The sequence below is a fragment of the Herpetosiphon gulosus genome, from assembly GCF_039545135.1.
GTDB classification, from domain to species: Bacteria; Chloroflexota; Chloroflexia; order Chloroflexales; family Herpetosiphonaceae; genus Herpetosiphon; species Herpetosiphon gulosus.
The window spans coordinates 205752-218932 of record NZ_BAABRU010000008.1; the positions used below are offsets into that span (position 1 = coordinate 205752).

11 protein-coding genes are annotated in these 13181 nt (G+C 49.4%); 10 read left to right on the forward strand and 1 reads right to left on the reverse strand.

Annotated elements, in window-relative coordinates; translation table 11 throughout:
• Positions 1–61 precede the first annotated feature (61 nt).
• The 8 genes from ABEB26_RS12990 to ABEB26_RS13025 all read left to right on the forward strand — a co-directional run bounded on the left by ABEB26_RS12990 (position 62) and on the right by ABEB26_RS13025 (position 10606).
• A complete protein-coding gene (locus ABEB26_RS12990) occupies positions 62–1321 on the forward strand; it encodes a hypothetical protein (RefSeq protein ID WP_345722447.1) in 1260 nt (419 codons plus the stop codon).
• Between the two features lie 105 nt (positions 1322–1426).
• A complete protein-coding gene (locus tag ABEB26_RS12995; protein WP_345722448.1) occupies positions 1427–2581 on the forward strand; it encodes a WXG100 family type VII secretion target in 1155 nt (384 codons plus the stop codon).
• 110 nt (positions 2582–2691) lie between these two features.
• Positions 2692–3249 (forward strand): hypothetical protein, encoded by a 558-nt coding sequence (locus ABEB26_RS13000; protein WP_345722449.1) that lies wholly within the window; start codon positions 2692–2694, stop codon positions 3247–3249.
• Between the two features lie 399 nt (positions 3250–3648).
• Positions 3649–5829, forward strand: coding sequence for a hypothetical protein (locus tag ABEB26_RS13005; protein ID WP_345722450.1), 2181 nt, complete (start codon positions 3649–3651; stop codon positions 5827–5829).
• Positions 5830–5846: 17 nt separating this feature from the next.
• Positions 5847–7856: a DEAD/DEAH box helicase gene (locus ABEB26_RS13010; RefSeq protein ID WP_345722451.1), complete on the forward strand. Its 2010-nt coding sequence runs from the start codon at positions 5847–5849 to the stop codon at positions 7854–7856.
• A gap of 100 nt (positions 7857–7956) precedes the next feature.
• A complete protein-coding gene (locus ABEB26_RS13015; RefSeq protein ID WP_345722452.1) occupies positions 7957–8568 on the forward strand; it encodes a riboflavin synthase in 612 nt (203 codons plus the stop codon).
• Positions 8569–8598: 30 nt separating this feature from the next.
• Complete coding sequence (locus ABEB26_RS13020) at positions 8599–9345, forward strand: class I SAM-dependent DNA methyltransferase (protein WP_345722453.1); 747 nt, start codon at positions 8599–8601, stop codon at positions 9343–9345.
• 31 nt (positions 9346–9376) lie between these two features.
• A complete protein-coding gene (locus tag ABEB26_RS13025; protein ID WP_345722454.1) occupies positions 9377–10606 on the forward strand; it encodes a bifunctional 3,4-dihydroxy-2-butanone-4-phosphate synthase/GTP cyclohydrolase II in 1230 nt (409 codons plus the stop codon).
• A 2-nt stretch (positions 10607–10608) separates the two neighbouring features.
• On the opposite strand, the gene radC is transcribed toward ABEB26_RS13025, so the two are convergent.
• Positions 10609–11304 carry a RadC family protein gene (radC, locus tag ABEB26_RS13030; protein WP_345722455.1) on the reverse strand — a complete coding sequence of 232 codons (696 nt, stop codon included), beginning with the start codon at positions 11302–11304 and terminating at the stop codon, positions 10609–10611.
• 106 nt (positions 11305–11410) lie between these two features.
• On the opposite strand from radC, the gene ABEB26_RS13035 reads away from it, so the two are divergent.
• Complete coding sequence (locus ABEB26_RS13035; RefSeq protein WP_345722456.1) at positions 11411–12556, forward strand: GAF domain-containing sensor histidine kinase; 1146 nt, start codon at positions 11411–11413, stop codon at positions 12554–12556.
• Positions 12553–13173 (forward strand): response regulator, encoded by a 621-nt coding sequence (locus tag ABEB26_RS13040; protein WP_345722457.1) that lies wholly within the window; start codon positions 12553–12555, stop codon positions 13171–13173. The genes ABEB26_RS13035 and ABEB26_RS13040 overlap by 4 nt, the downstream gene beginning before the upstream one ends.
• Positions 13174–13181: the final 8 nt, after the last annotated feature.

The following is a 13181-nucleotide window of genomic DNA, read 5'->3' on the forward strand; positions in this document are numbered from 1 at the left end:
TGTCTAACGCGCTCCATTTGGCTACACTAGCCTAAGAACTGCTAGTTGATGGAGTGATCATATGGCGCGGCATAGTAAATTATTTTGGCTTAGTGGCCTGCTGGCCTTGTTGCTGGCGACGATTGTGCATTTGGCTTTGACGGCGGCTGGCCCACAGCGCTGGGATGCTTGGGTGCATCTGCTGTTGTATGGCTGGATCAGTTGTAGTATTTTTGCAGTGAATTACCACACAACTCCGGTATTCAGTGGCCGCAATTTCCCCAAACCGGCGTGGTTGGAGTTGCATTGGTTGGTTTGGAGTTTGGGTGTCGTGCTGGCCAGCAGTGGCTTGGTTTGGTATAGCCAGCTCAGTTATCGCGTAGGCTTGGGTTTGGAGTGGCTGGGCAGTTGGTTGTTCATGTGGAATATTATGCAACTGTTGCGCAGCCCTAAATTGCGCCCAAGCATGCCATCATCGCCCTTGCAACAACAAATCGATCGACTCTCGACCCTCGCCACCAAAACCTCTGGAGCCAGCTTACCCCTAGCGCTGAGCTTAATTTTGGCCCGTGAATTTGGCCTGATTCATGCCCGTTGGCTGTTGAGCGCTGAACATTTATTGACCCTTGGTTGGATGCTGTTGATGATTATTGGCGTGGCCTGCCATGTCTTGCCGCGTTGGTCGGGCCAAGCAACCCGTGATCCGCATTGGCTAAAAGTGGGCTTGAGTTTGCATCATGGCGGTTTGCTGAGCATTGTGCTTGGCTTGGGCTTTGATCTGCCTGCCCTCTTTGCGCTTGGAGCTAGTTTAATTTTAGCTGGCTTAGCTTGTTGGGTTTGGCTGTTGATTCCAGCCTTAGCTACTCCGACTGCCAAACAACCAAGCCAATTAAGCATTGTGCAACCACGCCGGATCGGCCCCTTGACCATGTGGTCGATTCGTGCGGCAGTTTTTTATTTGGCGGTTGGGATTGGCTTGGGCATTAGTTTTGCCTTTGATCGCGCTTTGGGTGCGCAATTACGCCCAATCCATGTTGAATCGAATTTAGCAGGCTTTGCAACGATTTTAATCTACGGAATGGCCTATTTTATGATTCCACGCTTTATGGGGCGACCCTTGGGTTTAGCTAATATTGCCAATTGGCAGGTGTTTTTGGCAATTAGCGCGGTAGCAATGATTGATCTTGGGTGGGCTGGATTAGTGGCTGGCTTGGTTTGGGCACGCTGGTTGCTGGTGTTTGGGGCTAGTATCCATGGCTTGGCGGCGTTGCTATTTAGTTTGAACATGCTAACGACGATCTATCGGCCTGTGCCCTTGCAGCGTTTGGCGCATAAATCTTAACTCAGCTTTAATTCTTGGGCTGGCGTTGTATCGTATAGTGGGGCTGTGTTGAATTGAGGGTTGTGCAAATGTTCTGTGCATTGCCCCAACTAGAAGGATGTTGCGATGCCAGCCCCGATTGTGCAAATTGATTATGACCTGATCAAGCAGGTTGCCCAGCGGTTTCAGCGCCAAACCGAGCAGGTGCAAACAATTCGCCAGCAAATTCAACAGGTTGCCGAGCCGTTAATTGCTGGAGCTTGGCAAGGCGCTGCGGCAACAGCTTTTGCTAACGAATATCAAAGCCAACTGCTGCCTGCGCTGCAACGCTTAACGCTAGTTTTACGCACTGCTCAGCAAGTCAGCCTTGAATTGAGTGGGGTGTTGCATGAGGCTGAACGCGAAGCCGCTAGTTTGTTTCGCGCCGAAGTGGTGCTCAATCAAACCACTGATCAGGCTGGCAAATACAAAGATGCCTATCTTGAGATTAGCGAAATGCGCCCAGTTGAGGGTGAATTATATTTAGCTGGCGGGGCCGATATGCGCCAAGGCATTCACCCTAGCGATGCTGATCAAGGCCAGATTGGCAATTGTTTTGTGGTAGCTTCGCTGGCAGCGGTGGCCCAAAATAACCCCGATGTGATTCGTAATGCAATTGAAGATAATGGCGATGGCACCTATACCGTCACATTTTATCAGCGCGAAGCTAATAGCCGTTTCAACCGCTTAAATAATTGGTTTGATAATGGTTTTGATCCGGTGAAAATCACCGTAACCGCTGAATTTCCAGTGCTAGCTGATGGTACACAGCCCTACATCCACGAAAATCAAGAAGTGTTGGATGGCAAACGTGAATTATGGCCAGCGATTATAGAAAAAGCCTACGCCCAATTTCTGAGTCAAAGCAGCAATCCAATTGATATGTATAGCACGCTCAATAAAGGTGGCAACCCTGCCGATGTGCTTGAGGCGATTACTGGCCAACGTAGCGAGATCAACGAACCTCAAACCTACAGCATTCATCAACTAGCCACGATGCATAACAATCAGCAAGCGATTATTTTTGGCACGCCTGATCCAACCAATCCTAGTGTCAATCAACCAGCGTTTGTCAATAAACAGCTGCAACCGAAGCATGCCTACTATGTTAGCCATATCGATCAACAGCGCAATCGGGTGACCCTGCGTAATCCATGGTCGTGGGATGAACCACCAGTCACGGTCGATTATGCTGATCTTGAGCAGGTGTTTAATGTTGTTATAACCAATCCAATTGATTAATTGGCGGGGGTTGCATGCGTTTTTGCTGCTTATTGAGCTGGATTATAGTGTTATTGGTAGGTTGTCAGGCTAAGCAAGATCCGCTGGCCGACCCAGAACAGGAAACTTCAATGTTAGCAATTGATCAAGCAACCGTGGTGACCTTACGCGAAGGCACGGATTTGCATATCGAAGGTCTGAATCTTGGTATTTTGCAAATTTTATATGCTGCCGAGCAACCGCAGCAGCCGATTGGCGTGCGAATTCGTTTTTTAACTAAACCAGCGATTTTTAATTACCACACCAAATTAATGCTTGATCAGACGATTACGGTGGCAAATTACCAAGTTCAATTACTGTCAATCGAGCAAAGCTCAATTCAAGTGGCCATTCGTTTAACTGCTGAACAAGCACCTAGTTTGCCAATTAAAGCCCTTGGTCAAGAACAATTATTGATTGCGCCTGCCAATAGTAGCGTTGGCGATGGCTATCTGACAATTACAATTGGCGATTATGATTCTGTCACTGCCCAAGTTGAATTGAGTTTTTGGGTTGGTAGCAGCGTGCCCGAATTAAAACAAACTGCCACACTTGGTCAAGTCATTGAATATCAAGGCTATCGGGTGCGAGTCTTGTGGCTGCCCAACGCCGCCTATCCCATGGTTGCGCTTGGCTTGCAAGCCGAATAAGCCAGGGTTTGGGGGCTTTTGGAATTCTAGCACTCACAAATTGCAATTTAGGGGGTGTAGGGGGATTATGGGGATTAAGGATAATTTCCGTTCCCTCACCCCAACCCCTCTCCCACTGCGGCAGGCGAGGGGTGTTCCCCTTTGATGATTGAAGACAGTTCCCCCTCGCTCGCCCGGCGGGAGAGGGGGCGAGGGGGTGAGGGAATGCTAGACGCTGTTGATGCTATGAACCATTACATCTAAACGATAGTCCATAACAGGGACGGAAGGGTGGCGAAACAAAAAATTCCATAATTGATTGAGCATTCTTAACTAATCACAACGTGTTACGCCTGACGAGTAGGCAGAAATATGCTACAATAAGCGCTGATGTTTAACTTTGAGGTGACATAATCCACGATGGCACGCACTACTCGCGCGATTCCACAACGTACACTTTCTGCTGAAGATCGGGCTACATTTGAGCGGATGGCTGAGGGTATCCGTTCGTTGGTTGGAGTGCACATTAATCAACAGCCTGGGCGTTTTATGTTGGATACGCGGATTATGCTCGATTTGGTGCGTTTTCCGGTGATGCGTCCGACTGGTGGGCGGGTGACGTGGGGCGGCTATTTTACCTATTCGCCAACCTATGCCTCATTAACCCCCGAACAACGTTGGAATTATATTGCTTGGTTGGCTGGCGATGAGAGCGGGGCGATTCAGCTTTTTCGGATTATGCGGCTCTATGCTTTGTGTGCCGAATTAACCACTCCCCGCCGTGATGAAGCAATTAGTGCTATGCGTCAGCTCTATGATTCGAGCACCAATGATGCAGTTGCCCAAAGCTCAATCGGTAATGTGTTGACCTTGGCCTATGCGGCTTCGCAACCAGAACTATTGGGCGAATGGCTTACACTTTACACTCCCTCAAATGCGATTCCTGCTGATGTTTTGATTCGTTGTTTTGCCTTAGCCTCGATTGAAGCTAATGGCCCGTTGTTGTTTGATATTGCCTCGCGCTGTAATTTCAAGCTTGGCCGTGGTTTAGGTGGTAAACGCGCCGCGATTGAGCAGGCCATGCGCGATATCGCTGAGCGCTGGGGCGAGCGCCATCAAACCACCGTCATTCGCACCATGGTCGAGCAAACCCCAACTATGCCCGTGGCCTTGAACTACAGCGATACTTTGGTGATGTGGGTTGCCCGTGCTTTGGAGCTTTCCCAAGGCGTATTTTTATTTGATCGCTCCGATGCTGCCAGTTTTATTCGTGGTTTAGCCGCTGCCGCTCAGGAGCAAGTGCGCTCGAACAAAAAAGGCAGCACCCCGCTCGATGGCCTGGAATTGCTCGATGGCATTCTCAAGGGCGATGGCGGTGTGGTGCAATTCGACCTCTCTGGCTCGGCTGAATATGTGATGACCGAGGAAGAAGAGGCCATCCTCGAGCAAAAATTGGCGCGAATTCAAAAAGTGCCTGGGGTCAAAATCGTCAAAAATGAGTGGGATGTGTTTTCCTATTGGAGTGGTCGCCAAAACACCTCACCCGATGCTGTGTTGATTCGTAGCTTATCGATTAAGCAGCCAAGCTCGCCTGAACCATGGAATGCCCCAACTCCGCCGACCTATGCCGTTGCTTCCTACAAAACCCTTACGCCTGAACAACGCTGGTGGTATTTAGATTGGCTGGCAGGTGAGGATATCAAGCCCTTGGATGTTTTTTGGGCAGTGCGTTTCAAAGGCCTAGAAGCATCATTTGCCCGTTTATCGCCCCAAAAAGCTCAAGAACAAACCGATTCGTGGTTTGACGAACGTGATCCACGCTTGCTTAAACATAACATTGTAGGCATGCTCGAAACGATTTTCGACCAAACCAGCGATGAATCGTTGATGCGAGCTGGACTAGATTTGTTGATGCCACTGTATAGCGATTTTGGCGATGTCGAACGCGCAACCGCTGCCTTTAATCGCACGCCAATGAACCCCGACCAAGCTACACGCCTGTTGGAATTGCTCTGGAATACTGGCGGGGTGGTTGATGGTCGGGGTTTGTTGTATGTAGCACGAGTTGGCGGTTTCAACCATACGCCATTAACTCGCGAATGCTTCGACCAAATTGCTGAACGTGCTGAGCAATTGCTCAACGAATGGGAAATGGATAATGGCCCATTGAGCGATTTGCCAATTGTCAATTTCAGTTATACCCGTTCTAAGCGGCGGGTGGTCAGCGCAGTTAGCGTTGCTGCCGATGTAGCCCGTCAAGCCCAAGAAGAAATTAAAGCCCAGCGTCGTTCGGCTCCACGAACTGCCCGCATGAGCGCCGAAGAAATCGAGGCCGAACAAGCTGAATTGGCGGAGTTGCCAACCAATGCCGGCGATGGTCCAGCTGAGGCGATTTATGTCCAATTGGCCAGCGATCCGCAATTGGTCGAACTTTATTTGAGCTATGGAGCCAACGCCTTGGATCAAGGTCGGCCAACTGAGGCGGTGGCCTTTTTGCGCCGTGCCGCCGAACTCGACTCACGCAGCCATGCCAGTTTGTTGTTGCCCTTGGCGCGTTTACGCCTAAGCGAAGCTGCTCACGAACCGAAGCCGAATCAGTAGAAAATAGGTTTTTACCAATGGATGAATTACGTCGCCAGCGTTATCTTGAGATTCTGGCCAGCCTGCCTGAGCCAACCTTTGAGCTTGAGCAGCTTGTGCAAGCACTGCCTGAGATTGATCAGCCGGAAGTTGAAGCTGATCTCTTGCACTTAGGCTTTGAGTTAGATGAGCATTTGATTCGAGCTGATTTTGAATCGGCTTTAACGCCCAATACTCGGGTAACTCGTCCGCAAATTCCGGTAGCTGCGCCGCCCCGTTTGCAAGCCTTGCCGCCAATTTTGGGCGAATTGCGCTTTCGCCCGCCAACCGATGGCGAACGTGCTCGCTTGCTGAGTGGCCACGTTACCCCAGCTGATCGTTGGTCTGTGCGCGAGCAGGCCGAACACTATACCCTCAAAGGTGGTTTTGATCACCTACTTTCGCTCGAATACGCGGCGATTGATGCTAAAGAATATCAATTACGGGCTGTGCGGCGAGTTTTGGGCGAAATGCATGGCAACGCGATTTTGGCCGATGAAGTTGGCTTGGGTAAGACGATCGAAGCAGGCTTGATCATCAAAGAATATCACTTGCGCGAAATGATTCGCACGTGTTTAATTTTGACCCCTGCGCCACTCTCTGAGCAATGGCTCGAAGAAATGCACGATAAATTTGGCATGAATTTTCATCGTTTAGGCGATGATAGTGATATTGCCCAATATCCTTTGGTGGTTGGCTCGATTGATCGCGCTAAAGGAGCCTATCGTAAAGCTTTGACCGACCGTACTTGGGATATGTTGGTAATTGATGAATGTCATATGCTCAAAAATCACCGTACTGGGCGTTATAAATTTGTTTTCAATTTAAATCGTAAGCATTGTTTGTTGCTCTCAGCAACGCCAGTTCAAAATGAACTGCGCGAATTATATAATTTGATTACGGTTGCACGACCTGGCCATCTCAAAGGGCCACGTCAATTTCAAAAATTGTTTATGGAAGATCGGCGACATGCCCGCAATGTTGAACATTTACGTGCTTTGCTGAATGAAGTGATGATTCGTAATCGCCGTTCAAATACTCTGACTGAATTACCACCACGCCTGATTCATCATTATGAGATTGAATTGACTGATGATGAGCACGATTTTCACGATGCCATGGTACGTTTCTGCAAGCATATCTATCAACGTTATGTTGAAGGTGATATTGTTTTGCAAAGCATCGATGGCAAAGTTGTGGTTTCGAAATTGGTGTTGGTGCTGATGACCTTGCTCAAGGAAATGACTTCGAGTCCTCGGGCGGTTGGGCATACCTTACGTGGGGCGATGTCGGCGCGTTTGGGCAAGATGGATGCTGCTGATAATGGTGAATTAGAACGTTTGCTCAAAATTGTCGATGAGATGCAAATTCCATCCAAAGCTCGCTCATTGCTCAAAATTGTCAAAAACGATGATAGCAAAATCATCGTGTATACCGAGTTTGTGGCAACTTTAGAATTCTTGCGCGATTTCTTGGTTGATCACGGAGTTGAATCGGTGCTCTTTCACGGTGGTCTGAGTGGCATGCAAAAACGCAATGCTGTTGAACGCTTCCGTGATGGCAAAGCTCAAGTCTTTTTATCAACCGAAAGTGGCGGCCAAGGTCTTAACTTACAATTCTGTCATCGCCTGGTTAATTATGACTTACCATGGAATCCAATGCGGATTGAGCAACGAATCGGGCGGGTGCATCGCTACGGTCAGGAACGACCAGTTGAAATTTATACCTTGATTTTGCGTGGCACAATCGAAGAATATATTTTACACGTGCTAACTGGTAAAATCGATATGTTCCAAACCGTCATTGGCGAAATTGATGCAATGCTTTCGTTTATGCACGAACAACAAAGCCTTGAAGTACGCATAACCGATATTATTTTGCATTCGAAAAGCTTTGATGAAATTCGTGCTCAAATGGAGCAACTTGGCGAAGAATTGCGCAAAGCCAACGATACGCTCAACGAAGCCGAAAAAACCAACGCCGCCTTGTTGGATAGTGTGTTGGGCTAGGGGTCAGGGGCTAGGGGCTAGGGATCAGGAGCTGTTCTATGAGGCATGGGGAACACGAATCTGACCCCTGATCCCTAGCCCCTCGTTAAGGAAAATTGCCATGTTTACTGGGATTGTTGAAGAAATTGGCACGATTTTGGTCGCAAATACGGGCCTAGAGCGCGATAATACGCTGCGGATTGGCTGTAAACTGGCGACCAGTGATGCTCAATTAGGCGATAGCATTGCGGTCAATGGGGTTTGTTTGACCGTAACCGCCTTTGAAACCGATTGGTTCGAGGTTGGTTTGGCTCCCGAAACCTTGCGCCGCACCAATTTGGGAGAACTTAAGGTTGGCAGTTCGGTCAATTTGGAACGAGCTTTGGCGGCTGGGCGACGCATGGGCGGCCATTATGTGCAAGGCCACGTCGATGGCACTGGCGAAATTATAGCGATCGAACCCGATGGCGAATCCAAAGCGATCACGATTCGGGTGGCTTCGGCCTTGATGCGCTATATCGTCGAAAAAGGCTTTATCGCTGTTGATGGCACGAGCCTGACGATCACGCGCACCACCGATGATAGCTTTGGCTTGGCGATTATTGCTCATACTCAGGCTTGGGCGATTATCGGCCAGCAGCAGATTGGCGATACGGTCAATATCGAAGTTGATATTTTGGCCAAGTATGTTGAAAATATTGTGCGTTTTGACCGCAAGTTGCTAGCCGAATAAGCGGCGCTCGAAATTAGTTGGAATAGTTCAATGATGTACAACGATTATGCCCGTTACTATGATGACGGGCAACTCCATTTTAGCGTCCTGATGTTTGATTATTTGCAGCGGGTGCTGGAGCGTCATCCTGTACCTGGCCGTTCGATGATCGATTTAGCCTGTGGCACAGGAACGTTGGCTTTATTACACGCCGATTTAGGCTGGGATGTGTTGGGGATTGATGCCTCGCGTGAGATGCTGCGGGTCGCGCAACGCAAAGCTCGTGGCGATCTGACCCAACAACGCTCAATTCGTTTTCGCCGTGCCGATATGCGCGATTGGCAGGTGAGCCAGCCAGTCCAATTGGTCACCTGTTTTTATGATAGCCTCAATTATTTGCTCGAAGAAGCTGATTTGAATGCAACCTTTGCATGCGTTGCGGCAGCACTAGAAACTGGCGGACGCTGGATTTTCGATATCAACACGCCCTATTTTCTAGAGCATATCTGGCAGCCAGTCGAAGTTGATGAGCGTGATGGCTACGTTCATATCATGCATTCAGAATTTGAGCCAGAACGTTGTATTTCGTGGTTGCAATTAACTGGTTTTGCCCAGCGCAGTGATGGCCTCTTTGAACGATTTAGCGAGCAACATGCCGAACGCGGCTATAGCCAAGCCACATTAGAGCAACTTTTACAGGCAAACGGGTTTACAATAGAGGCCGTGTACGATTGTTTCGTGCTGACTGAACCGACCCCGATGAGTCATCGGTGGTTGTGGGTATGTACCAAACAATGAGCGTTCTCATTGTCACAAAGGAGTGGAATCTATGCCGTTGGCAAGCATCGAAGAAGCACTGCAAGATTATGCAGCCGGAAAAATGGTGATCATCGTAGACGATGAAGATCGCGAAAACGAGGGTGATCTCGCGTGTGCTGCCCAGTTTGTTACGCCACAGGCAATTAATTTTATGGCCAAAGAAGGCCGTGGGCTGATCTGTTTAGCCATTACTGGTCAGCGCCTCGATGAGTTGGAAATTCCAATGATGGTGACCTCGAATAACTCCAAGTTTGGCACAAATTTCACGGTATCGATCGAGGCTGCTCAAGGCGTAACTACTGGAATTTCAGCCTATGATCGAGCGCATACCATCCAAACCGTGATCAATCCAAACTCCAAGCCCAGCGATATTTCGCGGCCTGGCCATGTGTTTCCTTTACGTGCTGCCGAGGGTGGCGTATTGCGGCGGGTTGGCCAAACCGAGGCCTCGGTTGATATGTCACGTTTGGCAGGCTTGTATCCAGCGGGCGTGATTTGCGAAATTATGAACGACGATGGCACCATGGCTCGGATGCCCGACCTTGAGATTTTCGCCGAAAAGCATGATCTCAAAATTATCAGCGTCGAGCAGTTGATTCGCTTTCGTCGCGAACGTGAATTTTTAGTCACGCGCACTGCCGAAGCTCGTTTACCAACGGCTTATGGCGAATTTCAAATCGTCTCATATGAAAGCAAAATCGACACGCCTGATCTGCAAGCCAAGGAAGCAGTGGCCTTGATTATGGGCGATATTTCAACCGATGAGCCAGTGTTGGTGCGAGTGCACTCCGAATGTTTAACTGGCGATGCCTTTGGCTCATTACGCTGCGATTGTGGCCCACAGCTTGAAAAAGCCATGCAACGGATTGCCCAAGAAGGCCGTGGCGTGTTGCTTTATTTGCGCCAAGAAGGCCGTGGAATTGGCCTGACCAACAAAATTCGCGCCTATATGCTGCAAGATCAAGGTTTGGATACGGTTGAAGCCAACGAGCGTTTAGGGTTCCCTGCTGATTTACGCGATTATGGCTTGGGAGCGCAAATGCTGGCCGATTTGGGTCTGCGCGATTTACGCTTGCTGACCAATAATCCCAAAAAGATCATTGGTTTTGAAGGCTATGGTTTGCATGTGGTTGAACAATTGCCCTTGGAAACCGACCCTAACACTGAAAACCAAGCCTATCTGCGCACCAAGCGCGAACGCATGGGCCATACGTTATCGAATTTGAATGCGGCGGAATAGCTTTATAACCATGCCAACCGCCGTTCGCGCATGCTGACCCAACGTGCTTGACCGATCACCAAATGGTCAAGCACGTCAATATCGAGCAGTTGCCCAGCCTGAATCAGTTGTTTGGTCACCAAAATATCGTCGGGCGAGGGCGTTGGGTCGCCGCTGGGATGATTATGCACCACAATAATTGCCGCCGCATTGAGCTTAATTGGTTCACGAAAAACCTCGGCAATCCGCACGCTAGCGCTATTTAACGAGCCAATTGTCACGTTTTCAATTTTCAGCACATGGTTTTTGGTGTTGAGAATCACCACCCGCAGATGCTCCTTATCCAGATGGCTCATTTCAACTTGCAATAATCCCACCACATCGGCTGGCGAGGTGATTTGCAGTGGCTGATTGGGCGCTGCCAGCAATAATCGCCGCCCAATTTCGAGGGCTGCTTTGATATGAGCGGCCTTGGCTTCGCCCATGCCTCGTACTCGACATAAATCGCTGAATTCGATTTTTTGCAGGCCATGCCAGCCGCCATGCTCACGCAGCAATAATTGAGCTAGCTGAATCACGTTCATGCCTTGCACCCCAACCCGCAGCAAAATTGCCAAAATTTCAGCATCAGATAGCGCTTGTGGCCCAAAGTCGCGCAGGCGTTCACGCGGCTGCTCGCTGGAAGGTAATTCTTTAACTGAGATAAAATAGTTGCTCATATCCTTGAACTCGCACTAAAATGGTTGCTAGAGTAGAGCCACAACTGTGGCAAATTTGGCATGGATATTTAGCCATTTGGTGAAATTGGCCAAAAAGGTGTTGATAATGAGCAATGATCCAGCGGTTTTGGCTCGTCGAAACCATGAATTGATGATTTTGAACCAAATTGCCGAGGCCTTGAATCGGAGCACTCAGCTTGATCAGGCTTTGCAAACCGTTTTGGAATTGGTGGCTGAGTTGTTGGAGTTGCACACAGGTTGGGTTTGGCTGTTGCGCGATGATCAAATGACCCATTATTTAGCCGCTGCCTATCATCTGCCGCCTGTGTTGTGCCACCCCCAAGCCTTAGAAGACGATTGTTATTGCTTGGAGCGTTTTCGCGATGATGATTTGGAACGCGCTGCCAACATTAGCGTGATTCGTTGCACGCGTTTGCGCCATGTGCCGCAAGGCACTGAGGTGCGTTTTCATTCGTCGATTCCGTTGATGGCCCATGGTCGCAAGCTGGGAGTTTTTAATGTGGCTAGCCCCGATTGGTGTGAGTTGAGCGCTGATGATTTGCGCTTGTTGCACACGGTCGGCGATTTGCTGAGCATGGCGATTGAACGTACCCGCCTCTTTGAGCGCTCGCTGAGCTTGGGTGCAGTTGAGGAGCGTAACCGCATCGCCCGCGAAATTCACGATACCTTAGCCCAAGGCTTGACTGCGGTATTGTTGCAACTTGAAACCGCCGATGCTCTGTTTGAAATTGGGGCAATCGAACGTGGGCGGGCTAAAATTCAGCAAGCCTTGCAATGGACGCGCTATAATCTTGACGAGGCGCGGCGTTCGGTGCTTGATCTACGGGCGGCTCCGCTCGAAGGCCGTAGTTTGGTTGAAGCCTTGGCAACTTTGAAGCATGAGCATGATCGATTTAGCTTTGATATCCAAACGATTGGTGCGTTGCAGCCGTTGCCCTTGCGGATTGAAGTTGGCTTGTTGCGGATTGTGCAAGAAGCCTTGAATAATGTGCGGCAGCATGCCCAAGCTAGCGCTGTGGTGATTGAATATCATGCTACGCCGACCCAGATTGAAATTTGCGTGCATGACGATGGCTGTGGCTTTGACCCAACCTTGCCCAAGCCCCAACATTTTGGCCTGATTGGCATGAATGAGCGTACTCGGTTGCTGAGCGGCAGCCTTGAAATCAAAAGTACCCTTGGCGCAGGGACTGAGGTTTGTATTGTTGTGCCACTGGGGAGTTCCAAATGATCCGCATTTTGGTGGTTGATGATCATCCGGTGGTACGCGAGGGCTTGGTGGCAATTCTCAGCACCCAAGCTGATTTTGCTGTAGTTGGCGAGGCTAGCGCTGGCTTGCAAGCCGTCGAAGTATGTCAGCAATTGCAACCTGATTTGGTGTTACTCGACCTTGAGTTGCCTGATCTCGATGGGGTGGCGGTGCTTGAGCGACTTGATTTGGCGGCAACCAACCTACGAGTATTGGTGTTTACCGCTTTTGACACCGATGAACGAATTATTGGAGCGGTACGGGCTGGTGCTCAGGGCTACTTGCTCAAAGGTGCTCCACGCGATGAATTATTTGCGGCGATTCGCTTGATTCACGCTGGTGGCTCGACCTTGCACCCTTTGATTGCCTCGAAATTGTTGCGCCAAGTGCAGCGCGATACAACCTTGGTTGAATTAACCCCGCGTGAGCACGAAGTATTACAGCATTTAGTCCAAGGCTTTGCTAATAAGCAAATCGCCTACCAACTGAATATTACCGAACGCACAGTTAAATTCCACCTGAATAGTATTTTTCAAAAGCTTGGGGCGCACAATCGCACCGAAGCTGTAGCAATTGCCTATGAACGTCAATTAATTTAGTAGGTTAA